Genomic DNA, 24,967 nt, shown 5'->3' with positions numbered 1-24,967 from the left:
TTTGTCGCTTGGCGGAGAAAGGCACTCCGCGAACAGCGCGAAAGGGGACGTAAGGTGAGCAGACGATCGAAAATCCTCATGCTCGCCGGCGTGACACGGACAAACCGTCATCAGGTCAGCGCGGACATCAACGATGCCGTCATGGGCGTCGGAGGGTGGATCAAGAGCCATACCCTGTTCTCCAACATCGCGACGACATTCCACTTCGCCCTGCCGCCGGATCGCTTGTCCACGCTGCGCGAGCGCATGATCGAGGCGGGCGTCAGGCTGGATGAGGAGAGCATCGCCAAACTCGACGCGATTTCGAAAGAACCGACCTCCCAGCCGGACGAAATCTCGGCATCCCTGAATCTCACGTTCATCCACGCGGAACCCGACCTGCGCCGCGACGTGCCTTCCGTCCCCGGTTAGGCACGCGGCCCACGGGCGCAGTCGCCCGTATAAAGCGGTGCCACAGGGCAAGAAACAGAGCGGGCGGGGGGCGAGAAAGATCGCCCCATCGCCTGCAACTTTCGAAACGAGGCGATTCCAGTTGAATCGCTTCGCATTTTACCTGTTAAATCGACCGTAATTTCCAAGCTTAATCAATCATGCCAAGCGGTTAGTACTATGGTGCTATCGACATTACCCTAGGGTCTTTCCAGACTCCGCATGCTCGTTTGCGCCTGATCGGCGGAGCGGAACCGGCGGGACCGGCATCCGCATAAAAACAAGGCCCGCCGAAGCACGCCAACCACATGCGTAGGGGATGGAAATGCAAAGGTTTAAGGTTCTGGCGGCCGTCAGCATGGTCGCCGTGACAGCCTCATCGTTCGCATATGCGAACGATGAGCTTGTCGAGATGCAGAAAAACCCGAAGAACTGGGTCATGCAGCTGGGCGACTATTCCAGCACGCGCTATTCAAAGCTCGACCAGATCAACAAGAGCAACGTCGGCAACCTGCAGGTCGCCTGGACGTTCTCGACCGGCGTGCTGCGCGGCCACGAGGGCGGCCCGCTGGTGATCGACGACATCATGTACGTCCACACGCCGTTCCCCAACAAGGTCTTCGCGCTCGACCTCAACGACAACGGCCGGATCATCTGGAAATACGAGCCCAAGCAGGATCCGGATGTCATTCCGGTGATGTGCTGCGACACGGTCAACCGCGGCGTGGCCTATGGCAACGGCATGATCTTCCTGCACCAGGCCGACACGACGCTGGTGGCGCTCGACGCCAAGACGGGCGAGGTGAAGTGGAAGGTCCAGAACGGCGACGCCTCCAAGGGCGAGACCGGCACCTCGGCGCCCATGGTCGCCGGCGACAAGGTTCTGGTCGGCATTTCCGGCGGCGAGTTCGGCATTCAGGGCCACATGACCGCCTACAACATTGCCGACGGTTCGATGGCCTGGCGCGCCTATACCAGCGGTCCCGACGACAAGATCATGCTGGATCCGGAAAAGACCACCTATCTGGGCAAGCCGGTGGGCAAGGATTCCAGCCTCAAGACCTGGGAAGGCGACCAGTGGAAGCTGGGCGGCGGCGCCACCTGGGGCTGGCTCTCCTACGACCCGGAGCTGAACCTCGTCTATTACGGCTCGGGCAACCCCGGCACCTGGAACCCGACCCAGCGCCCCGGCGACAACCGCTGGTCGATGACGATCTTCGCCCGCGATCTCGACACCGGCATGGCCAAGTGGGTCTACCAGATGACCCCGCACGACGAATGGGACTATGACGGCGTCAACGAGATGATGCTGGTGGACCTGGAAGTCGACGGCAAGATGCACAAGGCCCTCGTCCATCCCGACCGCAACGGCTTTGCCTACACGCTCGACCGGGAGACCGGCGAACTGCTGGTGGCCAAGAAGTACGACCCCGCCGTCAACTGGGCGACCGAGGTCGTGATGGATCCCTCCAGCGACCAGTACGGCCGGCCGCAGGTGGTGTCCGACTACTCCACCGACCAGAACGGCGCCGACGTGAACACCCAGGGCGTCTGCCCGGCCGCGCTCGGCACCAAGGACCAGCAGCCCTCGTCCTATTCGCCAAAGACGGGCCTGTTCTACGTGCCGACCAACCACGTCTGCATGGACTACGAGCCCTTCCAGGTCTCCTACACCGCCGGCCAGCCCTATGTGGGCGCGACGCTGTCGATGTTCCCTGCCCCCAACAGCCATGGCGGGCTCGGCAACTTCATCGCCTGGGACGCGGCCAAGGGTGAGATCAAGTGGTCGATCCCCGAGCCCTTCTCGGTGTGGTCCGGCGCGCTCGCCACGGCAGGCGACATCGTCTTCTACGGCACGCTGGAAGGCTACCTGAAGGCGGTCGATGCGGAGACGGGCAAGGAGCTTTACCGCTTCAAGACGCCGTCGGGCATCATCGGCAACGTCACCACCTACGAGCATAACGGCAAGCAGTATATCGGCGTCTATTCCGGTATCGGCGGATGGGCCGGCATCGGTCTGGCGGCGGGCCTGACGGAAGGCACCGAAGGCCTCGGGGCCGTGGGCGCCTACCGCTCGCTGTCGAGCTACACCAACCTCGGCGGCCAACTGACGGTGTTCGCCCTCCCAGACTAGGGCGCGCAAGGCGCCTGGTCGCCAGCCGGACCACCGCCTTGCGAAAAAAGGCGAGTGGCCGGGCAAGAACACCCGATGCGGGGCCGGTCCGACGAGCCGGCCCCGTCTTTCGAACCCAGTGACTACCAATTCGACGAAAACGAAAATGCCGCGGCGTTCCGGCCCTGCCGGAGAGATCGCGGTCAGAAGAAGACGACATGGCGGAGGGGCCGGACGCGCGATACGCAAGTCCGCTTCCGTCGAGGAGGAAACGGCAGGCCGGGCCTCGCGCCAGGGTCTAACCGGCAAGCGAATGTGGCCAGGCCGGCGCCGCGAGCGCGTCCGCTCCGGCCCATCCGGGGAGAAGGGTTTTATGCGTTTTGGCTTTTCAGCGCGTCCGCATCGGCAAACGGGAACAGAAAAAGCGCCGTTCCGGCGGCGCGTGACCATGGTGGCGGGGAGCGCGGTGATCGCCCTTGCCGCCCTTGCTGTCACCGGCGGCGCCACGGCAGCGAAAGACGAGAAGAGCTGGGAGGAACATCCCTACATCATCAAGGACGGTAAGGTCGACTACGGCGTCTACAACGGGTTTCGGCGCTATCACTCGACCTGTCACGTCTGCCACGGCCCGGACGGGCTCGGCTCGTCCTATGCACCGGCTCTGAAGGATTCGCTGAAAACGATGTCCTACGAGGACTTCCTGGAAGTGGTCGTCAACGGCCGGCAGGTGGTCAACGCGGCGCAGGATTCTGTCATGCCGTCCTTCGCGGAGGTGCCGGACGTGATGTTCTACATCGATCACATCTACGCCTACCTGAAGGCACGGGCGAACGGCGATCTCGGCCGCGGCCGGCCCGAGCGTCTTCCGGCCAAGGAGGATCCGGTGTTCCAGGAATGGAAGGCGAGCCAGTGAGAGAACCGACACGGGGGCCAAGGGGGGGAGCCGCCCGCCGCCGTCTGACAATCGTCGCCGCGCTGTGCGCCGGCGCGTTGTCGATGGCGGCCGGCGGTGCCCTGCGCGCGCAGGAGATCACCGCGACCCCGGACGTCGTCGACCGGACGGAGCTGCGCGTCTGCGCCGATCCCGGCAACCTGCCCTACTCCAACGACAAGGGCGAAGGCTTCGAAAACAGGATCGCCGAGATCGTAGCTGAGGAACTCGGCCTTCCCGTCCGCTACACCTGGTTTCCGCAGACGATCGGCTTCGTGCGCCGCACGCTCGGTGAGAAACGCTGCGACCTCATCATCGGGGTGGCGGCGACCAACGAGCTGATGCAGAACACCAACCCTTACTACAACTCGACCTATGTCATGGTGCACCGGAAGGACGTCGCGCTTTCCGGCTCGCTCAGTGATCCAGCGCTGAAGGACATGGCGATCGGCGTACAGCCGCGCACGCCGGTCGCCTCGTTGCTCGCCCGGCACGGGCTTCTCTCGCACATGAAATCCTATCCGCTGATCGTCGATACCCGGCTCGAAAAGCCGGCACGCGCGATGATCGCCGATGTCGAGAACGGCACGCTCGACGTCGCGCTCGCCTGGGGGCCGCTCGCCGGCTACTGGATCCGGGAGATCGCGCCGGACCTCGTCATGGAGCCGATCGAGGCGGAAGCCGGCGTTCGGGTCGCCTTCCTGATGTCGATGGGCATCCGCTACAATGAGCCCGACTGGAAGCACCGACTGAACCGCATCCTGCGCAAGCGCAAGGACGATATCGACGCGATCCTCGCCGCCTACAACGTGCCGTTGCTCGACCGGAAGGGGCAACTGATCAAGCCGGCGACCGGGCCGAAGGCAAAGCCTGCGAAAGAGGCGGGCCAGGATACAGGCAAGGGCACACCGGTCCCAACCGCGAAGACGGCGAACGCCATTGCAGAGCCCGCGGGCTACCGGATGGACGATTACCGCGCACCGGTGCCGGCAGGCCTTGCGGGTGCACGCACGGTCGATGTCGACGGCCTGCTGGCGCTGCGCGAGAGCGAGGAGCCAGTGCTGATCGACGTCTTTCCCGCCGCGCGCAAGCCGGAGGGCCGGACGCCTGACCAGATCTGGCGCGAACCGAAGCGGGCGACCATCAAGGGCGCGCACTGGCTTGCAAACATGGGGCTCGGCGCGCTGCCGGAACGGGAGGAAACGGCGTTCCGGGCGGAACTGGAGCGCCTCAGCGACGGCGGCAAGCATCCGCTGGTGTTCTTTTGCGAGCCCGAGTGCTGGATGTCGTGGAACGCGGCCAAGCGCGCGCTTTCCTACGGGTTCGACAAGGTGGTCTGGTATCCTGGCGGCGTCGCCCGGTGGAGCGAGGCCGACCAGCTTCTGGAAGAGACGCGCCCATGGCGGCCTTCGGAATAGACGGCGGATCATCGCCGGAAGGACGCCGCCGCGCCTTTCGCATACCGCAACGGCGGACAAACGGATGGACGCTGACGGCACGGACAGACACGATCTGAGCGAGTTGCGCCCCCAACCGGCCGGCCGCACGCGCCGGCATGTGCTTGCCGGTCTTGCGGCTGCCAGCTTCGGCGTGATCTGTTCGCCGTCGTGCACTGGCGCGCTCGCCGCTGCCGCCCTGCCCTTCGCCGAGATCGCAGACGGCATCTTCGTGCGCTATGGTGTGCAGGAGGAAATGTCGGCGCAAAACGGTGCGGCGATCGCCAATATCGGCTTCATCGTCGGCGAGAGAAGCGTCGCGGTGATCGACACCGGCACGACGACGCAGCAAGGAGCGGCGCTGAAGGCGGAAATCGCCCGTGTGACCGACCGGCCCGTCAGCCACGTGATCGCGACCCACGTGCATCTCGATCACTGTTTCGGGCACGGGGCGTTCGCCGAAGAGATCGCGGCGGGCCGCATCGCCAATGTCGGGCACCACAAGCTGCCGCAGGCGCTTGCCGAACGCGGCGGCTTCTATCTGGAGCGAATCCGCGCGCTGTCGCCCGATTTCGCCGACACGCGCTTCATTCCGCCGACGACGCTCGTGCAGGAGACCGCAACGATCGATCTCGGCAACCGACGCCTGACGCTGAGGGCTTGGCCGACGGCGCATACGGACAACGATCTGACGATCGAAGATGCGCGCACGGGCACGCTCTGGGCGGCCGATCTGCTCTTTTCCGGCCGCATCCCGGTCATCGACGGCAGCATCAACGGCTGGCTTTCGGTGCTGGAGGATCTGGGGGAGCGAAACGCCGCTCGTGTGGTGCCCGGTCACGGGCCGGTCGATACGACGGACACCGCGTTCGCGCGCGAACGGGCCTATCTCGCCGCCCTGCGCGAAGGCGTCAGGGCGGCGATCGACGCGGGGCTGGGGATCGATGAAACCGTGCGGCGGCTCGCCGACCTCGGCCGCGGGGACTGGCTGCTTTTCGATGCCGTCCAGGGCCGCAATGTCGTCGCCGCCTATACCGAACTGGAGTGGGAATGATGCGCCAAGCCTCGAAAGCCCGCCTCGGGCTCGCAATGATCCTCGCCCTCGCCGCGATGCTGGCAGCGACGGCCGCGCCGCGCCCCGCAAGTGCCGCCGAAGACGCCTGGCCCGATATCCGCGCCGCGGTCTTCGGCAACCGTGACATCGCGGATGCGGACGGCGTGATCGCGCTGGAGACGCCCTACAGGGCCAACGATGCGGCGGTGGTTCCCGTCTCCGTCACCGCGCTCGTGCCGCAGACGGCGGAGCGCTACATCTCCAAGCTGACGCTGGTCATCGACGAGAACCCGGCCCCGGTCGTCGGAACCTTCGGCTTCTTTCCGCAAAACGGCCTGGCGAGCCTTTCCACGCGGGTGCGCGTCAACGCCTACACCAATGTGCGCGCGGTGGCGGAGATGAACGACGGCTCACTCTACATGGCGACCAACTACGTGAAGGCGGCCGGCGGCTGTTCGGCGCCCGCCGGCAAGGACCATGAGGCCGCCATGGCGCGGCTCGGCCAGATGCGCTTCCGCCAGATCGGAGACTGGCGTGCCGGCGAGCCGGCCGAGGCCCAGTTCATGGTGAGCCACCCGAACTATTCCGGCATGCAGACCGATCAGGTGACCCAGCTGTGGATCCCGGCCGACTACGTGCGCACCATCGCCCTTTCCATGGACGGCGAACCGGTTCTCACCTTCGACGGCGACATATCGATGAGCGAGAACCCGAGCGTGCGCTTCTACGTGAAGCCGAAACCCGGCGCCACGCTGAGCGCCCATGTCACCGACACCGAGGAGCGCAGCTTCGACGGCGCATGGCCGGTGAAGCTGGAGCCGGGCTCATGAGCCGCGCGCGGACGCTTGCCCTGGCGATGGCCTTCACTGGGCTTTTCGCCGGGCCCGCCCTTGCCGCAGGTTCCGGGGTGGCCGTCTTTCCCTTCGGCTTTCAGGACACGTCCATCGAGGGGGAGGTTCGCGGCTCTGACCCGGCCGAGGCCGCCCGCCTTCGCATGATCACGCAGGAAACGAGAGAGCGGCTGCGCCAACGCGGGGTGGCGCTGTTCGATCTTTCCGCACTTGAGGAGGACGTGGCCGGCCTTCCCGATCCGTGGGATTGTCTGGACTGCGCCGCCCGCCTCGCCGGCACCGCGGGCGCCGAAGTCAGCATCACCGGCTTCGTGCACAAGGTCTCCACGCTCATCCAGTCGATCTCGATCATCGCCTACGATGCGCGCACGGGCGAAATGCTCGGCAACGCCTCAGTCTCGATCCGCGGCAACACCGATGAGGCGTGGAAGCGTGGGGTCGATTACATCCTCGACCGGGGCCTGCTGGGCAAGGATGTGGAGACGGCGCTTTACCCGTAAAGGAGGACGACAGCTCCACCCCCGGCAACCTCTCGCCTCCCCCGAAGGCCCCATAGCCACGTGCGGCGCGATGCGTCACACTGGCTCAAAACGCGCTGGCCGAAATGCACTGGCGAAACCCGGCCGGGGAGGACGCGGATGGACGATCTCGCGATGCGCGCGCCGCTCGCCGTGGAGGGGCTGAGCTACGCCTACGGGCCCAAGCGGGCGCTCGATCAAGTGGGCTTCTCGCTGGCGCCTGCCCGCGTGACCGCGCTGCTCGGCCCGAACGGGGCCGGCAAGACGACGCTGTTCTCGCTCGTCACCGGACTGTTCGACAGCCGGGAAGGCCGCATCCGCATCGCCGGCCACGATTTGCGGCGCGAGCGGTCGCGCGCGCTTTCCGATCTCGGCATCGTCTTTCAGGCACAGACGCTCGACCTCGACCTAACGGTGGAGCGGAACTTGAGATATTTCGCGGCGCTGAGAGGCCTCTCGCGACACGAGGCGCGCGGACGGATCGATGTGCTGCTCGATCAGGTGGGCCTTGCGGACAAGCGCCGGCAGAAGGTGCGCCATATTTCAGGCGGCCAGCGGCGACGGGTGGAGGTGGCGCGCGCGTTGCTCGACCGGCCCGGCCTGCTGCTGCTGGACGAACCCTCGACCGGCCTCGACATCGCCACCCGGCGCTGGCTGGTCGACGAGGTGCATCGCCTTGCCCGCGAGGATGGCATCGCCGTGCTGTGGGCGACGCATCTGGTCGACGAGGTGCGGACCCATGACGACCTGATCGTCCTCGAAAAAGGGAAAGTGGTGGCGCGCGGCGAGGTGGACCGGGTGATCCGCGAGGCCGAGGCGGCGGACCTCGACGAGGCCTTCACCCGCCTCACCTCCGCGCGGCTGGAGGAACACCTGTGAGCCCCGCCCACGCCGCACGTGCCTTCGCAGCCATCCTCACCCGCGAGTTCCTGCGCTTCGTGCAGCAGAAGGAGCGTTTCTTCGCCGCCCTCGTGCGCCCGCTCATCTGGCTGGTGGTCTTCGCCGCCGGCTTTCGCGCCACGCTCGGCCTGTCGATCATCCCGCCCTACCAGACCTACATCAGCTACGACGTCTACGTGGTGCCGGGGCTGATTGGCATGATCCAGCTCTTCAACGGCATGCAGTCCTCGCTCTCGATGGTCTACGACCGGGAGATGGGCTCCATGCGGGTGCTCTTGTCGACGCCGCTGCCGCGCTGGTTCGTGCTGTTCTCGCGCATGATGGCGGCGACGTTCGTCTCGATCATCCAGATCTATGCCTTTGTCGCAATCGCGCTGGCGCTCGGCACCGACGTGCCGCTCGACGGCCTCCTGGCGATGCTGCCGGTTCTCGTGCTGACGGGCCTGACGCTGTCGGCCATCGGCATGTTCCTGTCGTCATGGATCCGCCAGCTTGAGAACTTCGCCGGCATCATGAATTTCGTGATCTTCCCGATGTTCTTCATCTCCAGCGCGCTCTACCCGCTTTGGCGGGTGAAGGAGTCAAGCCTGTGGCTCTTCCATGCCTGCCAGTGGAACCCGTTCACCTACATCGTGGAGGCGATCCGGTTCGCGCTGTACGGACAGGTGAACCCAGACGCACTGGCGGTGGTGGCCGCAACGCTCGCGGTCTTCGGCGCGGCGGCGGTGATGGGGTATACGCCAGCGCGCGGAGGACCGGCCGCGGGGCGGGCGGGGTGAATGCAGCAGAAGCAAAACCGGCAATGACTGATGGACCTACTCCGCAGCGGCGCGTCCGCCGGCACCGTCTTTTGCCATTGCCCTGCGCGCCCATTGGCGCGGAGGGCACCCAACTTCTCGCTTGAAGGCAGTCGAAAAAGCGCTTTCGGATTCATACCCGATGTCTATTGCGATAGCGGCGATCGGCGAGTCCGGATGCAAAAGACGCTCGCAGGCCAGCGACATGCGCCAACGGGTCAGATAGGCCATCGGCGCAAGACCAGTGCCCTTTCGGAAGTGTTCGGAAAAGGCGGCACGGGACATGCCGGCTTCAGCGGCCAGATCCGCAACAGTCCAACGGCGCGCCGGATCGGCGTGCAGCGCGGCAAGTGCCGCCCCGAGAGATCGATCCGCGAGCGCGTAAAGCCAGCCTGTACCGCCTGCAGGCCCCGTCGCCGCCTGCAGGCGCAAGGCCTCCACCAGCATCATCTGCGCTAGGTGCTTGATGACGAGCGCGGAACCCGCGCGCTGCTGGCTCAGCTCCGTCATCATGCGGGCGACCAGCCAGCCGAGCGAAGCCCCGCCGTCGTCCGCACGGATCAGGACAACGGACGGCAACAACATGGTCAACAGCGCCGCATCGGGCCCCTCCATCACGAAACGGTTGGAATGACAGAGAAAGCTCCCACCTTCGCCGATACGCACAACGCCGCCGAAGCGAACAGCCGCAAAAACATCCGCAGCCGCGAGCGGCGGCAACTCCAGGTCGGATGCCATGAGAAAGGCGTGGCCATGCGGCAAGAGGAAGAAATCATTCCGCTTGAGCAGGATTGGCTCCTCCCCGTCCACGACCAGCCAGCAGGTGCCGGAAACGATGGCACCTGTCTTGATCGCACATCCCTGAGGCGGGAACCGAATAGCCCAGTCCGCGCCTGCGTTCATGGCTGCCGACAGAACGCTGCGCGGGCGCAGGAGCGAGAGGACATCTGACAGAGGATCCATGGCAATTCCAACCGCATTCTGGACGATCAAAAAGAAAAATGGGACGTTGACTTATAGATCATTCTCCAAGGCATCCCTATCACAACACATGACAGTCCCCAACGGGACGATCTGCAATTTAAGCAAGAGGGCAGAACGTCATGCATGTATTTGTGACCGGCGCGACGGGTTTCGTCGGATTGGCAACAGTTTGCGAGTTGATTGCGGCAGGTCATCAGGTCACCGGTATGGCCCGCGACACCGCCAAGGCAGACGGACTTTCGAAGGCCGGGGCCTTCGTCCATATGGGCGATGTGGAGGACCACCACAGCCTGCGCGCGGGATTGGCCAAGGCCGACGCAGTGATCCACACGGCCTTCAACCACGATTTTTCGAAATTCTTGCAGAATTGCGAAAATGACCGGCAGGCTATCCTCGCAATGGGAGAGGCACTCGAGGGACGGCCGATGGTGGTGACATCCGGCCTCGGCGTCTTGCCCAGCGGCGTGGAGATCAACGAGGAAACGCCAGCCCCGCGCGGCAATGATGCCGGCCCCCGCGCGGCCTCCGAACTGGCCTGCGAGGCGCTGATGGAAAAGGGCGCCAATATCTCCGTCATGCGGTTGCCGGCGTCGGTGCATGATGCTGGAGACGGCGGTTTTGTCCCCCTGCTGATCCGCATTGCCCGCGACAAGGGCGTAGCAGCCTATGCCGGCGAGGGCACGAACCTTTGGGCTGCGGTACACCGTCGCGATGCCGCGCGCGCCTTCAGGCTCGCCGTCGAACGCGGCGAGCCGAGGCGCTATCATCTTGCTGAAGATCCCGGGATCGCGTTCCGCGCCATCACCGAGACCATCGGCAAGGGGCTAGGTCTTCCGGTCCAATCGCTATCGCATGAAGACGCAGCAGCGCATTTCGGATGGTTCGCGCATTTCGCAGAATTGGACATACGCGCCACGAACGAGCAAACGAAGGCGTTGCTGGGCTGGAAGCCCGACGAAATCGGTCTCCTCGCAGACATGGAAGCCCATTATTTCGGCTGATCGGGATCCCTTCTCCTACCCCTCGCCCAGCACCCGCGCATGATGCCTCAGGTGGTCGTCGATAAACGTCGCGATGAAGAAATACGAATGATCGTAGCCCGGCTGCATGCGGATCTTCGCCGACTGGCCGGCCTCCTTGCAGGCATCGATCAGGCGCCAGGTCTGCAGCTGTTCGTCCAGAAAACCGTCCGCATCGCCCTGATCGACCAGAATCTGTGTCGGGAAGCCCCGTTCGCGCACAAGCTCGCAGGCGTCATGCGCCTTCCACGCGGCCTGATCCTCACCGAGATAGGCGGTGAACGCCTTCTGGCCCCAGGGCACCTGCGAGGGCGCGACGATGGGCGAGAAGGCGGAGACGGACCTGAAAAGCTCCGGGTTGCGCATCGCGACCGTCAGCGCGCCGTGCCCGCCCATGGAATGCCCCATGACGCCGAGCGCGCCGGGACGCACGGGGAACGCCTCTCGGATCAGGCCGGGCAATTCCTCCGTAACATAGGAGTACATCTTGAAATGCGGCGTCCACGGAGCGGCTGTGGCATCCACGTAGAAGCCGGCGCCCTGGCCGAGATCGTAACCGTCGTCGTCGGCCACCGTCTCGCCGCGCGGACTGGTGTCGGGGGCCACGATGATGAGCCCCAGTTCCGAGGCCATGCGCTGGGCGCCAGCCTTCACGGTGAAATTCTCCTCCGTGCAGGTCAGGCCCGACAGCCAGAACACGCAAGGCACCGGCGTACGCTCGGCGGCCGGCGGCACATAGACCGAAAGCTTCATCCGCGTGCCGGTGGACGTGCTGTCGTGGGAGAGCGTCAGCTGGCGACCGCCGAAAGAGGTCGATTTCGACAGTTCTTCGAAGACAGGCATTCAGGTACTCCGGATTGACGTTCTGACTGGCGACCCGGTGCCGGGGGCCCGGCGACGGTCGCCCGATTTCGGAAAGGGAGCGCGGGCGAAGATGACACCCGGTCAAGCGGTGGCGCCGGAAGGCCCGCCGGGCCTCCCGCCGCCACCGCAACCTTCCGTGCGCCCTAGTAGAGCACCACCGAACGGATGGACTCGCCGGCGTGCATCAGGTCGAAACCCTTGTTGATGTCTTCCAGCGGCATGGTGTGGGTGATCATCGGATCGATCTCGATCTGCCCGTCCATGTACCAGTCGACGATCTTGGGCACATCCGTGCGCCCACGCGCGCCGCCGAAAGCCGTGCCCTTCCATACGCGGCCGGTGACGAGCTGGAACGGACGGGTGGAGATCTCCGCCCCCGCCGGCGCCACGCCGATGACGATCGACTGTCCCCAGCCGCGGTGCGCGCATTCCAGCGCGTCGCGCATCACCTTGACGTTGCCCGTGCAGTCGAAGGTGTAGTCCGCGCCGCCGATCGTGTCGCCGCGCCGCTTGGTGAGGTTGACCAGATAGGGGACCAGGTCACCCTCGACCTCGGACGGATTGACGAAGTGGGTCATGCCGAAGCGCTCGGCCATTTCCTTCTTGGCCGGGTTGAGATCGACGCCGACGATCATGCTGGCGCCGGCCATCCTGAGGCCCTGAAGCACGTTGAGGCCGATGCCGCCGAGGCCGAACACCACGGCCGTGGCGCCCACTTCCACCTTCGCCGTGTTGATCACCGCACCAATGCCGGTGGTGACGCCGCAGCCGATATAGCAGACCTTGTCGAACGGCGCGTCCTCGCGGATCTTGGCGAGCGCGATCTCGGGCAGAACCGTGTAGTTGGCAAAGGTCGAGGTGCCCATGTAGTGCAGGATCGGATCGCCATCGAGCGTGGAGAAACGCGAGGTGCCGTCCGGCATCAGACCCTGGCCCTGCGTGGCGCGGATCGAGGTGCACAGGTTGGTCTTGTGGCTGGTGCAGGAATAGCACTCGCGGCACTCGGGCGTATAAAGCGGGATGACGTGATCGCCCGGCTTCAGCGAGGTGACGCCGGGGCCGACCTCGACGACGACGCCCGCGCCCTCATGGCCGAGAATGGCAGGGAACAGGCCTTCCGGGTCCGCGCCCGACAGGGTGAACTCGTCGGTGTGGCAGATGCCCGTCGCCTTGATCTCGACCAGCACCTCTCCGACTTTCGGCCCCTCCAGCTTGACCGTTGTCACCTCAAGCGGCTTGCCCGCCGCCACAGCCACGGCTGCACGTACTTCCATCGCAGTCGTCCTTCCCAGAACTCGTTTTCAAGTCACTCGTTTTCAAGTCGAAGCGCGCCGGCACGGATGCCAGTCTGTTCCCCCGTTTGTAAGGGATTGCGCCTGTCCGCTTCTATGGTCCGAAAGTACGCATTTTCAGCGGCCGGGTCGCCCTTTGTTCACAACGATCCCCAACTCGCTGCCTGCCTATGCGCGCGCGCCGCGCATGAGGCCAAGGCATCGCCATGACGGGCCGGGCGGCAGCGTTCATGGCACTTAAGGCCAATGTCCGGGGTAAATCGCATCTGTAATATTACCGTTAAATGACCCAGCGGAAGACCGGTCCGCACCCTCGCCACATCTTCGGATCACCCCGCTAGGCGGGCGCAAGATCGAGGAGACACGGCGGGGCAACCGAGACCGGCGGCGGGCACGGGAGGACTTGGCGTGTCATTCACCATCCGGGCCATGGCAAAGGCCGCGTGCGCCGTTGCGACGCTCGCCATTGCCGCCCTCTCGCCGGGCGTGGCGTCGGCGCAGGCGACCCCGAAGCTCGACATTCCGATCGTCTACATCACCCGGGCCGAGGACGAACGGCTTTCGCTTTCCTTCGTCGATCCGGAGGTGAAGGAACCAGGCGTCTGGGGGGCGCGGCTGGCGCTGAAAGACAACCAGACCACCGGCGCGTTTCTCGGCCACGCCTATTCGCTGATCGAGGTGATCGTGCCGCCAGACGGCGACCTGATCGCCGCATTCGAGAAGGAAATCTCGGCCGGACACCGCTATTTCGTCGCCGATCTTGCGCATGACGATCTGCTCGCCATCGCGCGGGCCGAAGGGGCGGACGGCACGCTGATCTTCAACGGGCGTGCCGGCGAGACGGATCTGAGGACCGAAACCTGCTTTCCGCAGGTCTTCCACACGGCACTTTCGCTCGCCATGCGCGCGGATGGGCTGATGCAGTTCCTCGTGTGGAAACGCTGGCCGGACATCTTCCTGCTGTCGGGCTCCGGGCCGGGCGATCCGGCCTATGCGGAGGCGATGCGCAAGGCGGCACGCAAGTTCGGCGCGGAGATCGTCGCCGACGAGACCTATTCCTATTCGCCGATCGCGCGGCGCACAGATTCCGGGCACATCCAGGTGCAAACGCAGATGCCTGTGGCCACCCAGGGCGCGGGCGACGATTACGACGTGCTGGTGGTGGCGGACGAGAACGACACCTTCGGCGAATACCTGCCCTTCAACACCTATGCGCCGCGCCCGGTGGCCGGCACGCAGGGGCTGGTGCCGATGGCGTGGCACCGGGTGCAGGAGCAATGGGGCTCCACCCAGATCCAGCACCGCTTCGAGAAACAAGCCGGGCGCTGGATGGAGGAGCGCGACTATGGCGCCTGGCTCGGCGTGCGCGCCATCGGCGAGGCGGTCACGCGCACGAATTCGGCCGATCCGGGGAAGGTCCGGGCCTATTTGCGCAGCGATGATTTCGCGCTCGGCGGGTTCAAGGGCGTCGGGCTGTCGTTCCGCCCCTGGAACCAGCAGATGCGCCAGCCGGTGCTGCTCACCAACAAGCGGATCCTGGTTTCCGTTTCGCCGCAGCCGGGCTTCCTGCACCAGAGAAACAGGCTCGACAGCCTCGGCTACGACAAGCCGGAGACGTCGTGCGACCTGCAATAAAAGGGGGAACGCATGTCCGACCTTTCCATGTCCCACGCATCACGGCTGACGCGCGCCCTTCCGGCCGCCGCCTCCATGGCCGCGCTGCTCGCCATCGCTTCGCCGGCGGCCGCGCAGACGGTGTTCGTCTCCAACGAGAAAGGCAACTCGATCACCGTGATCGACGCCAGGACGCGGGAAGTAACCGCGACCATTCCCGTCGGCGAGCGGCCGCGCGGCATCGCGCTCTCGCCCGATGGCAAGACGCTCTACATCTGCGCCTCCGACGAAGACCACATCGAGGTTCTCGACACCGAAAGCCTGGAAGTGACCGGCACGCTTCCTTCCGGTCCCGATCCGGAGCTCATGACCATCGCGCCCGATGGCAGCCGGCTCTATGCCGCCAACGAGGACGACAATCTCGTCACCGTCATCGATCTTGCCACCGGCGATGCGGTGGCGGAGGTGCAGGTGGGGGTGGAGCCGGAAGGCATGGCGGTGAGCCCGGACGGCAAGACCATCGTCAACACCTCAGAGACCACCAACATGGCGCATTTCATCGACGCCGACAGCTTCGAGATCGTCGCCAACGTGCTGGTCGACCAGCGCCCGCGCTTTGCCCAGTTCACCGACGACGGGGCGGAAGTCTGGGTAAGCGCGGAAATCGGCGGCACGGTATCCGTCATCGATACGGCGACGAAAGAGATAAAGACCAAGATCTCCTTCTCCGTCCCGGGGCTGCAGCCGGAAGCGATCCAGCCCGTCGGCATCCGCATCACCAAGGACCGCTCGAAGGCCTTCGTGGCGCTGGGACCTGCCAACCGGGTCGCAGTCGTCAACGCGCAGACGTTCGAGGTGGAGAAATACCTGCTCGTCGGCCAGCGCGTCTGGCAGCTCGCCTTTACCCCGGACGAGAGCGAGCTCTACGCCACCAATGGCGTTTCCAACGACGTCTCCGTCATCGACGTCGCAAAGCTGAAGACGGTCGTCTCCATACCGGTGGGAAGCTTCCCGTGGGGGGTCGCGATCAAGCCGTGAGAGCGACTGCGGTGCCGGATGGGATAGGAGCGTCCCTTTTTTGCCCCGCCGCCTCCATCGTCATTGCCCGGCGCAGTCCGGGCAATCCAGCAAACCGCGACAAATGCGGAGAGGGGTGGATCCCCCGGACTGCGCCGGGGGATGACGGCGGAGAGACCGGGAGACAGACGGCGGACAACGAAAGCCTTGCGCAACAAGCAGAACTGCATTCGAGGGAGGTAACACAGCATGACACGAACCACGACGAACCGTCTGAGATCCGCGCTCTTCGGCCTTGCCGCCTCCGGGCTTCTCGGTGTGGCACCTGCCGCCGCCGACGGCTACCTCGCCACCCAGCCGGAGGAACTGGAAGACCTCATTCTCGGCACCGACATGATCGGCTTCAACGTCTCGCCGAAGGAATACAACCTGCGCACCGGCCAGGCCTATTCGCTCAAGATCAAGGCGTCGGGCTATCAGGAATATGCGCTGGTGGCGCCTGAGTTCTTCGATTTCATCTGGCTTCGCAAGGTCGAGGCCGGGGACATGGAGATCAAGGCGAATTCCATCTACGAGCTGGAATTCGAGGAGGAGAGCGAGGCGGAGATCTTCTTCGTGCCGATCCGCCCCGGCACCTATCAGATGTATGCCCGCGGCCTTCTTGAGAAGGGCACCGTGGTCACGATCAACGTCAAGTAAACCGATGCGCCATCCCCTGGTAGGTTTCCTGTTGATCGTGTGCATCGCTCCGGCCGGCCCTGCGCTGGCCGGAGACGATGCCGACTGGCCCTGCGTGCAGCGGCTCGTGCCGCAGATCTCGCCCGCACAGGTGTGGACGGGGCCCCTTCCTGAGCGTTCGATGTGGGCGGACGACGGCGAAGTCGCGCGGCTCGGTGCCGAGATCGCGGCCCGGCGCACCTCGATGGAGACGGCGGGAGAGCGCGTGGATGCCTTCGCACGCAGCCTCGATGCCGGGCACAAGGCGCGGCTGACGGCCCTTTTCGGCCGGGCATTGCAGGTCATCAATTCCGACCGCGCCTCGCTGATTGCCGGCATCAAGCGCTTCGCCCGCAAGCAGGCCGCCCTTGCCGCCCGCGTGCGCGAGGCCCGCGTGGCACTCAAGTCGGATACGCTTTCCGACGAAAAGCGCGCAGACTTAGACGAAACGCTCGCCTGGGATCTGCGCATCTACGAAGATCGCGAGAAATCGCAGAAATACCTGTGCGAGCAGCCGGTGTTACTGGAGCAGCGCGCCTTCGCACTCGGCCGGATCATCGGCGCGCATCTGGACGATTGACCATGCGGCTGCGCCCTCTTTTCCTGGCCCTCATCCTGACCGCACTAGCCGCGGTCTCCCTCCCCCCGCCGGCGGCGATTGCGGCAGGGCTCGACGGACTGACGCCGAACACGGCCTCGGCCGAGATCTACGGCTTCAATCACCTTGAGACGCTCGGGACCGACGCGACGCTCGTCTACGACTACCGGCTGGAAGGCCGGATGATGGAGGAACCCTTCACCGACGAGATCGTGCTCGATTTCACACATGCGCAGGCGGACGCCAAGCACGCCTACGACGTGGAGGCGACGCTCTTTGCCAAGGGTGCGGCCAAGCAGGTCGGGCCGATCGTCGCCAGCACGTTCAATCCGCTGCTGCTGATCTTTTTCCAGCGCGACGTCAACCAGATGAGCCGCGGAACCGGCGGATCGGGCCACTATTTCCGCAATGTCATCCGCCACGCCATGTCGGTGCCGGGGAACTACGCCGAGGAGGCGGTGTCGCTGGAGATCGGTGGAAAGCCGGTGGCGGCGCGGCGGGTCAGCTTCACACCGTTTGCCGACGACAGCCACAAGGACCAGATGCGGGGACTTGCCGCCAAGACCTACACGATCACGGTGAGCGACGCCGTGCCGGGCGGGCTGGTGGCCCTGGAAACCGAGACGGCGGCAGCACCCGGCGCACCCGGCGCCCCCGGCGAAGGCCCGATGCTGCACGAAAGCTATCGTTTCAGGGAGGTCAGGCCATGAGGCAGGCGCAAGAGAACGGATCCGGGACCGGCGCCCTTGCGGCGTCCGCCCTTGCGGCATTTATCCTTGTCACGGGCGCGGCGGGGCCGGCGGCTGCGAACGACTATCCGACCGTGGCGGTCGCCGATTACGTGATGGGCTGCATGGCCGCCAACGGCGAGACGCCGGACGCGCTGCGCCAGTGCGCCTGCTCCATCGACGTCGTCGCCTCGCTTCTCTCCTATGACGACTACACGCAGGCCGAAACGGTGCTGCGCATGCGGCAGGTGAGCGGCGGCGGCGAGAAGATGGCGCTCTTCCGCGAAACGCCGGCAACGAAGCTGATGGTCGACCGCCTGCGCCGCGCGCAGGTGGAGGCGGAGGTCAGGTGTTTTTTCTGACGTGTCTGGCCGGAAATGGCGACGGGTTGTGCGCTTTCAACCTTTCTCGCTCATGCCCCTCCGCCGTCATTGCCCGGCGAAGTCCGGGCAATCCACTGCCAGCCGCAGCATTTGGGGCACGCGCTGGATCACCCGGACTTCTCCGGGTGATGACGATGGAGGGGTATGAAAGGGCGTAGAATTCGCGGCGAAGAACCAACTGCCATTTCCGGGCCAGGCCTGAAGAAACGCCCCGATTTGACATGACGCCTTTCGCGATATCCTATCCCGGCATGGCCGAAACGTCCGACTTGGCCACGGATGTTCGCCGGCGAACATCGCCCATCGATAGGAGACGAGCCATGGACCGCGTCACCGGCGGATGCTTTTGCGGGGATGTCCGGATCACGGCGACGGGGCGCCCGTTCAGGGTCGGCCTGTGCCATTGCCTCGACTGCCGAAAGCACCACGGCGCCCTCTTTCACGCCTCCGCCGTGTTTCCCGAGACCGCGGTCACGGTCGAGGGCGAGACCCGCGACTTTGCCGGCAGGTTCTTCTGCCCGCGTTGCGGCTCGTCCGTCTTTTCGCGATCGGGCGACGAGATCGAGGTCCATCTGGGTGCCCTCGACAGCCCGGATCTTTTCCAGCCGACCTATGAACTGTGGACCATCCGGCGCGAGAGCTGGTTGCCGCCCTTTCCGCTTGCAAAACGCTACGAGCGCGACCGCGAAGGCACGGACCGCGCGGAGGAGTAGGACGCGCCGGGGAACCGGCCCCGTCCCGCCATACGCGCCCCGTCTCAGCCTCCCCCGTAGCACTACAGTATTGCAGCCAAGCCCTTTTTCGCGCGCTAGACTTTGCGTCACGATCGCCATCGCCGATCGATGCCGACAACGAGCCGCAAAGGGCGCCCCCCTTGAGCGGCGCCCCGGGGAGCGAACGTGGCCATGTCCATTGCCGAGGCCGACATCACGCGCGAGACACGAGCGCCCGTCGTCTGCCGGGCCTGGTCGAAATCGCGCAACCCGGCCCGCATGCTGGAGGACCTGAAGCAGGGGTTGGGCGCGTGCGATCCGGCGCTGATCGCGCTCTTCGTCTCCTCCAATCTGCCTTACGAGGACGTCGTCGCCCCGCTTGCCGCCGCCTACCCACAAGCCCAACTCGTCGGCTGCACCACGGCGGGAAGTCTGACCTCGTCCTATTACGAGGGGGACGGCGCGGTCGCCGTCGCTTTCGACCGCTCGGCCTTTTCCTTCGAGATCTGCCTCTTGCAGAAGCTCTCCAACTTCTCGATGGCCGCCGCCGGCGAGGCGATCGAGGCATCCTATTTCCAGCTCCTGCGCAATCTCGACCCGGACCGTCAGAACTTCTTCGCCATGCTGCTCGTCGACGGCCTGTCGCGCCGCGAGGAGGAAATCGCCGCCTCCACCTATGCCGCGCTCGACGAGGTGCCCATCTTCGGCGCCTCGGCCGGCGACAACCTGAACTTCGACACCACGCAGATCTTTCTGAACGGACGGGTGCTGGAGGATTCCGCACTGGTGGTGCTGGGCGCCTCGTCGCGGCCGGTGGAGGTGTTCAAGCTGGAGCACTTCCGCCCGACCGAGGACCGCGTCGTGGTCACCAGTGCCGATCCCGAACGCCGGATCGTCTTCTCGATCAATGCGGAGCCGGCGGCCGACGAGTACGCCCGCCTCATCGGTGCCGATGTCGGCGCGCTGACGCCGGAGATCTTCGCCGCAAATCCGCTGCTGGTGCGCGTCGGCGGCGAGTATCACGTGCGCGCGATCCAGAAGGCCACCGCCGACGGCGCGCTGCATTTCTTCTGCGCCATCGACGAGGGCATCGTGCTCACCCTCGCCCACCCGGAGGACATGCGCGACAACCTGTCGGAGCACATGAGCCGGGTTTCCCGACGCATCGGCGGCATGGAGGTGGCGCTGTGCTTCGACTGCATCCTGCGCCGGCTGGAGGCGGAGCGGCTCGGCATTACCGGCGATCTCGTCGAGATCTTCGACCGGTTCCGCATGATCGGCTTCAACACCTATGGCGAGCAATACCGCTTCCTGCATCTGAGCCAGACACTGACAGGGCTCGCCATCGGCGGGGCGCACCCATGAGCGAAAGCGATGCCCCTGCCCTGTCCCGTCGCCAGCTTCAGGACCGCATGCGCGCGCTGGAGGCGGAGAACGCCAAGCTCAGGACGATCCGCGATGCGCTGATCCGCCAGGTGGACCGCAGCCACGATTTCACCGGCAACGCCTTCAAGCTGTTCCAGTCGGTGGCGGAGCTGGAGACCAACGTCGAGAAACGCATCCAGCGCGTGGCGCGCGCCATGAACGAGGCCAAGATCGCGCGCCGGCAGTTGCAGCAAGCCATCGATTCCATCGGCGAAGGCTTCATCCTGTATGACACCGACGACCGCATCGTGCTGTGCAACCGCCGCTATCGCGACTTCTTCCCCGCCCTTTCCGACATTCTGATCCCGGGCACCCATTTCAACGAGATCGTTCGCCGCGCGGCCGAAACGGGCGCGATCGTGGAGGCCGTCACCGATCCGCGGGCCTGGCTGGCCGCGCGCGTCGAGCGCCACCGGCGCAAGCACTGCCAGTTCCAGCAGCTGCTGTCCGACGGACGCTGGATCCAGATCAGCGAACGCGACACGGAGGAAGGCGGGCGTGTCGTCGTCGTCTCCGAGATCACCCACTTCAAGCGCCTGCAGGAAGCCCGGCGGCTGACCGACATGTCCAAGCAGCCGGACCTGCTGGTCGCCACCGTCGCCTCCATCGCGCAAGGGGTGGTGGTGTTCGATGCCGATCTCAGGCTCGTCACCTGGAACTCGCAGGCCGCGATGCTGCTGAACCTGCCTTACGTGGACATGCATCCCGGCATGGAGGTGCGCGAGCTGCTGCGGCTCGTGTGGACCCACGGCGCACACGTGCCCAGGGCGCGCAAAGACGAGGCGCGCGCCTGGGTGACCAGCGTCGAGCAGCGCTATCCGCTGCGGCTGGAGATTTCCTATCGCGGCGGACGGGTGGTGGCCGCCAATTTCCGCTCGATGCCGGACGACGGCTTCGTCATCACGCTGACGGACGTGACCGCACAGAACGAGGCCGCGAAGCTGCTGGAGCGCTCCAAGGAGGAACTGGAGCAGCGGGTGGAGGAGCGCACCCGCGCGCTGACCCAGCTCAACACCGCGCTGCACGACGAGATCCGTCGGCACGAGGCGACGGCGAAGGATCTGGAACGCGCACGGCAGGCGGCGGAAATGGCGAACCTGTCGAAGACCCGATTTCTCGCGGCCGCCAGCCACGACCTGCTGCAGCCGCTGAACGCCGCCCGGCTCTATCTCTCCGCCCTCGACAGCGCCAGCTTCGTCAGCGCCGAGGCGCGCGAGTTGCTGGGCAACGTCACCCAGGCGTTCCATTCGACCGAGGATCTTCTGAGCGCCCTCCTCGACATCTCGAAAATGGACGCCGGCGGCTACGAGCCGCAGCTTGCAGACGTCGTGGTGGGGGACCTCTTTCGTACGCTGGAAACCGAATTCGGCGCGCTGGCGCGGCAGGCGCGGCTGAAGCTCACCGTCGTCCCCTCCTCCGCCGTCGTGCGTTCCGATCCGCATCTCTTGCGCCGGATCGTGCAGAATTTCCTGTCCAACGCGCTGAAATACACCGCCTCCGGCCGGGTTCTGCTCGGCGTGCGACGGCGGGGCGAGGCAGTGGCGCTGGAAATCCACGACACAGGGCCCGGCATCGCGCGCGAGCATCACCAGACGATCTTCGAGGAATTCCGCCGCGCCTCGGTGACGGGAGAGACCCGGCCGGGCGGGCTTGGGCTCGGGCTTGCCATTGTCAAGCGGGCAGCGGGGCTTGTCGGGCACGAAATCGAACTGGATTCGGAGCCCGGCCGCGGCTCCCGTTTCGCCGTGATCGTGCCGCTGGCGGCGAGCCGGGCGGAGACCGGGACCGCCACCGGAGCGGATCTGCCGGTCGCCGCCGGTGTCGCCACGGGGGATGAGGGCGAGGAAGGCCCTCTTTTCGTTCTGGAAAACGACACCAATGTTGCCGATGCGATGGCGCGCCTGCTGAAGGCCTGGCAGATGAGCTGCGTCACCGCCCCCTCCTACCCCGCCCTTCTCAAGCGGGCGCGCAAGGAAGGGCTGGTGCCGCGCGCGATCATCGCCGACCTGCATCTGGACGGCGACATCGACGGGATCGACGCGATCATTCTGCTGCGCGCGCATCTGGGCTGGCAGGTGCCCGGCATTCTCATCACCGCCGACCGCTCCCAGGAAATCCGAAGGCGGGCGGCGGAAAAATCCATCGAATATTTCTCAAAGCCGGTGAAGCCCGGGCAGCTTCGCGCCTATCTCGCTCATCTGTCCACGGCGCCGACCGCCGACGGCGCCGGCTTGGCCGAGGCGCCGGAGAACGGCCGTGTCGCCGCCCCCGCCACGGAACCCGCCACCGGGCCGATCGCCTGATCGAACACGCCGCCCTGCGCCATCAGCACCGCCTGCATGCGGGAGGAGACGTCGAGCTTCTTCAGGATCGCCGAGACATGCGCCTTCACGGTGCTCTCGCTGATCGAAAGCTCGTAGGCGATCTGCTTGTTGAGAAGCCCCTCGCCGAGCATGCGAAGCACAACGGACTGCTGCGGCGTCAGCGTGCCGATGGCGCCGACCGCGTCCTTTGCCTGCGCGGGACGCGCGCCGGGGACGGCGGCGAACACCGTCTCGCCGGCCAGCACCGAGGTGACGGCATCGACGATCTCGGCCGCGCTCGCCTTCTTGTTGAGGAAACCGAGGGCTCCGTGGCTTGAAACGAGCTGCGCAAGCCGCGCATCCTCCAGTCCGGACAGGACAAGCACCGGCACCCGCGGAGCCGCACCGCGAAGCTGGCTGAGCCCCTGGAAACCGTCGACATCCGGCAGCTTCAGGTCGAGCAGCACAAGGTCGATATCGTCCCTCTCCCGGACGATCGCGACCGCCTCGGCGCCCGAATGGGCCTGTATCACCCGGCAATCGGCAATCGCGCCCGTCAATGTGGCTTCGAGCGCCGAACAGACGAGCGGATGGTCATCCACTATCAAAATGATCATGGGGTCGCCCCTCCCAAGGCGTCCTCTGAATTGGCATGCTGTACAGCCGTCTTTTTTTGACAGGATAGGACCTCGCGGACGGGCAACGCAAGCGCCGACGCTGCGTCACATGCCGGTCAAGGCGCAGAACCGCCCGCAGCCTCGAACCCGCGCGGCAGGTTTTCGCTGCGATACCGAAAACCGACAACAGGCATCGGCTACCGCACTGTGCCCTTCTGGCCGCAGTCTGGCGCGAAAGTGGCCCGTTTCCGTGCACGCCCCCTGCGAATGACGTGCGTTTTGCGATATTAATCCGTGTCGAATCGGATGTTTTCGTGAGGGCCGGCGGCCTAGGCTTGCCGGGATGCTGCGTGTCGTCGGCCGGCGGTGCGCGGACCCTTGCCGTGCGTGGCCGGCTCCGTTTTCACCAGAGCGCGTTTTGATCGGATCATGTCTGTCCGATCGACGAGGATCGGATTTCTTTCGACAGAGGTCGGGAATTGCTGATGCGGCATTCGGGGATGAACCATACGGTGCGCGAGCGTTTCGTGCGGGCCGTGGCGGCCAAAACGCTTGTTGGTGCGCTTGCTGTCGCGCTTGCGGCCGGGTCCGCGCTGCTGCCAGCCACCGCACATGCCGCCGGCCTGCAGAGCGTGCCCGAAGGCAACCGCAACGCCTCCCAGCCCGACATCCCCTTCGCCTCGGCCCGCCGCACGAGCGCGTTCAAGTCGAGCTACGACCGCAAGTTCGAGAAGGTGCTTGGCGTGCTCCGGCGCGATCAGCGGCTGCTGTCCTCGATCAAGAAGGTCGCCAAACTCTATCGGATAGATCCCGTTCACATGATCGGCGCCATCGTCGGCGAGCACACCTACAACTACGACACGCTGGACAGCGCGCAGGGCTACTACATCAAGGCCGCCGCCTATGCCGGCCTCGACATCTCCTTCCAGTATGGCAAGGAGCCGGTAGAGGACTTCGTGGAGCGCAAGCAGTTCGAGCGGTGCCATTCCGCACGGATGCAGCGCAACAGCAACGTGAAATGGTCGTGCTACGAGCGGGTGTGGAACAACAGCTTCCGCGGCCGCATGGTGGACGGGATCAGCTACCCCAACCAGACCTTCAACCAGACGTTCTTCCAGCCGCTGTTCGCCGGCCAGAGCTTTGGCCTGGGCCAGCTGACGCCGCTGACGATCCTCAAGATGTCGGATCGCGTGCACGAGGTCAGCGGCTTCCCGAAGCTCAAGCCCGCCGATGCGCTGGCGATCTATCAGGCGGCGATGGACCCGGACAAGTCGCTCCACTACATGGCCGCCGTCATCCAGGATGCGATAGAGGCCTACAAGGACGTGGCGAAGGTCGATATCTCCGCCAATCCCGGCATCACCGCGACGCTCTACAACGTGGGAGCGCCCTGGGAACGCGCGATGCGCTACAACCGGGCCCGCCAGCAGGGCAAGGCGCGCTGGCCGGAGGAAAACTATTACGGCTGGCTGGTCAACGACCGGCTCGACGACCTGCGCGCGCTGCTCTGACGCCCGGTGCGCCTCCGGCGCTGCACCGTTCCCTCTCACCCGCCGACCGACATGCCTTTTCCGGCCGACGGCATACGCCGCCGCGCGCGATGCTTGCGATGTGAACGTGTCGATGCGTGCCGACCTTGTCAGTCCTGCTTAGGCTGGCCTATG

Annotated in this window: 24 protein-coding genes; 20 read left to right on the top strand and 4 right to left on the bottom strand. The window is 65.5% G+C overall.

Translation table 11 applies throughout. The annotated features are described in order from the left end of the window. Window positions 1-78 precede the first annotated feature (78 nt). The 9 genes from V2L18_RS03910 (at window position 79) to V2L18_RS03870 (ending at window position 9,011) form a co-directional block, all read left to right on the top strand. The gene (locus tag V2L18_RS03910; RefSeq protein ID WP_336176506.1) at window positions 79-411 is read left to right on the top strand and encodes a hypothetical protein; all 333 of its coding nucleotides are present in this window, start codon (window positions 79-81) and stop codon (window positions 409-411) included. 343 nt (window positions 412-754) lie between these two features. After that, window positions 755-2,563, top strand: a complete 1,809-nt coding sequence (locus V2L18_RS03905) for a methanol/ethanol family PQQ-dependent dehydrogenase (protein WP_336176505.1) — start codon at window positions 755-757, stop codon at window positions 2,561-2,563. Window positions 2,564-2,990: 427 nt separating this feature from the next. Then, complete coding sequence (locus V2L18_RS03900; RefSeq protein WP_336176504.1) at window positions 2,991-3,455, top strand: c-type cytochrome, methanol metabolism-related; 465 nt, start codon at window positions 2,991-2,993, stop codon at window positions 3,453-3,455. Next, on the top strand, window positions 3,452-4,891 hold the full coding sequence (locus tag V2L18_RS03895; protein WP_336176503.1) for a quinoprotein dehydrogenase-associated putative ABC transporter substrate-binding protein: 1,440 nt from the start codon (window positions 3,452-3,454) through the stop codon (window positions 4,889-4,891). Before V2L18_RS03900 ends, V2L18_RS03895 begins: the two co-directional genes overlap by 4 nt. 64 nt (window positions 4,892-4,955) lie before the next feature. Continuing rightward, window positions 4,956-5,963: a quinoprotein relay system zinc metallohydrolase 2 gene (locus tag V2L18_RS03890; RefSeq protein WP_336176502.1), complete on the top strand. Its 1,008-nt coding sequence runs from the start codon at window positions 4,956-4,958 to the stop codon at window positions 5,961-5,963. Further along, window positions 5,960-6,793 carry a quinoprotein dehydrogenase-associated SoxYZ-like carrier gene (locus V2L18_RS03885; protein ID WP_336176501.1) on the top strand — a complete coding sequence of 278 codons (834 nt, stop codon included), beginning with the start codon at window positions 5,960-5,962 and terminating at the stop codon, window positions 6,791-6,793. The genes V2L18_RS03890 and V2L18_RS03885 overlap by 4 nt, the downstream gene beginning before the upstream one ends. Continuing rightward, window positions 6,790-7,314, top strand: coding sequence for a DUF3280 domain-containing protein (locus V2L18_RS03880; protein ID WP_336176500.1), 525 nt, complete (start codon window positions 6,790-6,792; stop codon window positions 7,312-7,314). Before V2L18_RS03885 ends, V2L18_RS03880 begins: the two co-directional genes overlap by 4 nt. 138 nt (window positions 7,315-7,452) lie before the next feature. Continuing rightward, entirely contained in the window at window positions 7,453-8,211 is a 759-nt protein-coding gene (locus tag V2L18_RS03875; RefSeq protein WP_336176499.1) for an ATP-binding cassette domain-containing protein, read from the top strand. After that, the gene (locus V2L18_RS03870; protein WP_336176498.1) at window positions 8,208-9,011 is read left to right on the top strand and encodes an ABC transporter permease; all 804 of its coding nucleotides are present in this window, start codon (window positions 8,208-8,210) and stop codon (window positions 9,009-9,011) included. The genes V2L18_RS03875 and V2L18_RS03870 overlap by 4 nt, the downstream gene beginning before the upstream one ends. A 36-nt stretch (window positions 9,012-9,047) precedes the next feature. Here the strand turns inward: V2L18_RS03870 and V2L18_RS03865 are convergent, their stop codons facing one another. Beyond that, window positions 9,048-9,992, bottom strand: coding sequence for an AraC family transcriptional regulator (locus V2L18_RS03865; protein WP_336176497.1), 945 nt, complete (start codon window positions 9,990-9,992; stop codon window positions 9,048-9,050). Window positions 9,993-10,132: 140 nt separating this feature from the next. Between V2L18_RS03865 and V2L18_RS03860 the strand changes: the two genes are divergently transcribed. After that, a complete protein-coding gene (locus tag V2L18_RS03860) occupies window positions 10,133-11,014 on the top strand; it encodes an SDR family oxidoreductase (RefSeq protein WP_336176496.1) in 882 nt (293 codons plus the stop codon). A gap of 15 nt (window positions 11,015-11,029) precedes the next feature. Here V2L18_RS03860 and fghA read toward each other — a convergent pair whose 3' ends face one another. After that, entirely contained in the window at window positions 11,030-11,875 is an 846-nt protein-coding gene (gene fghA, locus V2L18_RS03855; protein ID WP_336176495.1) for an S-formylglutathione hydrolase, read from the bottom strand. Window positions 11,876-12,039: 164 nt separating this feature from the next. Further along, a complete protein-coding gene (locus tag V2L18_RS03850; protein ID WP_336176494.1) occupies window positions 12,040-13,170 on the bottom strand; it encodes an S-(hydroxymethyl)glutathione dehydrogenase/class III alcohol dehydrogenase in 1,131 nt (376 codons plus the stop codon). Window positions 13,171-13,596: 426 nt separating this feature from the next. Here V2L18_RS03850 and V2L18_RS03845 point away from each other — a divergent pair, with 426 nt between their 5' ends. From V2L18_RS03845 to V2L18_RS03805, 9 genes are all read left to right on the top strand, one after another. Beyond that, entirely contained in the window at window positions 13,597-14,823 is a 1,227-nt protein-coding gene (locus V2L18_RS03845) for an ABC transporter substrate-binding protein (RefSeq protein WP_336176493.1), read from the top strand. A gap of 12 nt (window positions 14,824-14,835) precedes the next feature. Next, complete coding sequence (locus tag V2L18_RS03840; protein WP_336176492.1) at window positions 14,836-15,840, top strand: YVTN family beta-propeller repeat protein; 1,005 nt, start codon at window positions 14,836-14,838, stop codon at window positions 15,838-15,840. Between the two features lie 228 nt (window positions 15,841-16,068). After that, a complete protein-coding gene (locus tag V2L18_RS03835) occupies window positions 16,069-16,518 on the top strand; it encodes a copper-binding protein (RefSeq protein WP_336176491.1) in 450 nt (149 codons plus the stop codon). A 4-nt stretch (window positions 16,519-16,522) separates the two neighbouring features. Continuing rightward, window positions 16,523-17,116: a hypothetical protein gene (locus V2L18_RS03830; protein ID WP_336176490.1), complete on the top strand. Its 594-nt coding sequence runs from the start codon at window positions 16,523-16,525 to the stop codon at window positions 17,114-17,116. A gap of 2 nt (window positions 17,117-17,118) precedes the next feature. Then, window positions 17,119-17,844, top strand: coding sequence for a hypothetical protein (locus V2L18_RS03825; RefSeq protein WP_336176489.1), 726 nt, complete (start codon window positions 17,119-17,121; stop codon window positions 17,842-17,844). After that, complete coding sequence (locus tag V2L18_RS03820; protein ID WP_336176488.1) at window positions 17,841-18,224, top strand: hypothetical protein; 384 nt, start codon at window positions 17,841-17,843, stop codon at window positions 18,222-18,224. The genes V2L18_RS03825 and V2L18_RS03820 overlap by 4 nt, the downstream gene beginning before the upstream one ends. A gap of 341 nt (window positions 18,225-18,565) precedes the next feature. Continuing rightward, complete coding sequence (locus V2L18_RS03815) at window positions 18,566-18,958, top strand: GFA family protein (RefSeq protein WP_336176487.1); 393 nt, start codon at window positions 18,566-18,568, stop codon at window positions 18,956-18,958. Between the two features lie 192 nt (window positions 18,959-19,150). After that, entirely contained in the window at window positions 19,151-20,323 is a 1,173-nt protein-coding gene (locus tag V2L18_RS03810) for an FIST N-terminal domain-containing protein (protein ID WP_336176486.1), read from the top strand. Beyond that, window positions 20,320-22,686: a PAS-domain containing protein gene (locus V2L18_RS03805; protein ID WP_336176485.1), complete on the top strand. Its 2,367-nt coding sequence runs from the start codon at window positions 20,320-20,322 to the stop codon at window positions 22,684-22,686. The genes V2L18_RS03810 and V2L18_RS03805 overlap by 4 nt, the downstream gene beginning before the upstream one ends. On the opposite strand, the gene V2L18_RS03800 is transcribed toward V2L18_RS03805, so the two are convergent. Further along, window positions 22,578-23,303, bottom strand: coding sequence for a response regulator transcription factor (locus V2L18_RS03800; protein ID WP_336176484.1), 726 nt, complete (start codon window positions 23,301-23,303; stop codon window positions 22,578-22,580). The two genes, V2L18_RS03805 and V2L18_RS03800, sit on opposite strands and share 109 nt — an antisense overlap. A gap of 485 nt (window positions 23,304-23,788) precedes the next feature. Here V2L18_RS03800 and V2L18_RS03795 point away from each other — a divergent pair, with 485 nt between their 5' ends. After that, the gene (locus V2L18_RS03795) at window positions 23,789-24,814 is read left to right on the top strand and encodes a DUF1402 family protein (RefSeq protein WP_336176483.1); all 1,026 of its coding nucleotides are present in this window, start codon (window positions 23,789-23,791) and stop codon (window positions 24,812-24,814) included. The last annotated feature ends 153 nt before the right edge of the window (window positions 24,815-24,967 follow it).

Source organism: Breoghania sp. JC706, from assembly GCF_037026715.1.
Taxonomy (GTDB): domain Bacteria; phylum Pseudomonadota; class Alphaproteobacteria; order Rhizobiales; family Stappiaceae; genus Breoghania.
The sequence above is the reverse complement of the archived record's forward strand: the minus strand, read 5'-3'. Positions and strand labels throughout refer to the sequence as shown.

Bases quoted from the DNA above. Each gene is read 5' to 3' on its own strand.
- V2L18_RS03910 (WP_336176506.1), top strand. From the start codon at position 79: ATGCTCGCCGGCGTGACACGGACAAACCGTCATCAGGTCAGCGCGGAC.
- V2L18_RS03905 (WP_336176505.1), top strand. From the start codon at position 755: ATGCAAAGGTTTAAGGTTCTGGCGGCCGTCAGCATGGTCGCCGTGACA.
- V2L18_RS03900 (WP_336176504.1), top strand. From the start codon at position 2,991: ATGGTGGCGGGGAGCGCGGTGATCGCCCTTGCCGCCCTTGCTGTCACC.
- V2L18_RS03890 (WP_336176502.1), top strand. From the start codon at position 4,956: ATGGACGCTGACGGCACGGACAGACACGATCTGAGCGAGTTGCGCCCC.
- V2L18_RS03885 (WP_336176501.1), top strand. From the start codon at position 5,960: ATGATGCGCCAAGCCTCGAAAGCCCGCCTCGGGCTCGCAATGATCCTC.
- V2L18_RS03880 (WP_336176500.1), top strand. From the start codon at position 6,790: ATGAGCCGCGCGCGGACGCTTGCCCTGGCGATGGCCTTCACTGGGCTT.
- V2L18_RS03875 (WP_336176499.1), top strand. From the start codon at position 7,453: ATGGACGATCTCGCGATGCGCGCGCCGCTCGCCGTGGAGGGGCTGAGC.
- V2L18_RS03865 (WP_336176497.1), bottom strand. From the start codon at position 9,992: ATGGATCCTCTGTCAGATGTCCTCTCGCTCCTGCGCCCGCGCAGCGTT.
- V2L18_RS03860 (WP_336176496.1), top strand. From the start codon at position 10,133: ATGCATGTATTTGTGACCGGCGCGACGGGTTTCGTCGGATTGGCAACA.
- fghA (WP_336176495.1), bottom strand. From the start codon at position 11,875: ATGCCTGTCTTCGAAGAACTGTCGAAATCGACCTCTTTCGGCGGTCGC.
- V2L18_RS03850 (WP_336176494.1), bottom strand. From the start codon at position 13,170: ATGGAAGTACGTGCAGCCGTGGCTGTGGCGGCGGGCAAGCCGCTTGAG.
- V2L18_RS03840 (WP_336176492.1), top strand. From the start codon at position 14,836: ATGTCCGACCTTTCCATGTCCCACGCATCACGGCTGACGCGCGCCCTT.
- V2L18_RS03835 (WP_336176491.1), top strand. From the start codon at position 16,069: ATGACACGAACCACGACGAACCGTCTGAGATCCGCGCTCTTCGGCCTT.
- V2L18_RS03830 (WP_336176490.1), top strand. From the start codon at position 16,523: ATGCGCCATCCCCTGGTAGGTTTCCTGTTGATCGTGTGCATCGCTCCG.
- V2L18_RS03825 (WP_336176489.1), top strand. From the start codon at position 17,119: ATGCGGCTGCGCCCTCTTTTCCTGGCCCTCATCCTGACCGCACTAGCC.
- V2L18_RS03820 (WP_336176488.1), top strand. From the start codon at position 17,841: ATGAGGCAGGCGCAAGAGAACGGATCCGGGACCGGCGCCCTTGCGGCG.
- V2L18_RS03815 (WP_336176487.1), top strand. From the start codon at position 18,566: ATGGACCGCGTCACCGGCGGATGCTTTTGCGGGGATGTCCGGATCACG.
- V2L18_RS03810 (WP_336176486.1), top strand. From the start codon at position 19,151: ATGTCCATTGCCGAGGCCGACATCACGCGCGAGACACGAGCGCCCGTC.
- V2L18_RS03805 (WP_336176485.1), top strand. From the start codon at position 20,320: ATGAGCGAAAGCGATGCCCCTGCCCTGTCCCGTCGCCAGCTTCAGGAC.
- V2L18_RS03800 (WP_336176484.1), bottom strand. From the start codon at position 23,303: ATGATCATTTTGATAGTGGATGACCATCCGCTCGTCTGTTCGGCGCTC.
- V2L18_RS03795 (WP_336176483.1), top strand. From the start codon at position 23,789: ATGCGGCATTCGGGGATGAACCATACGGTGCGCGAGCGTTTCGTGCGG.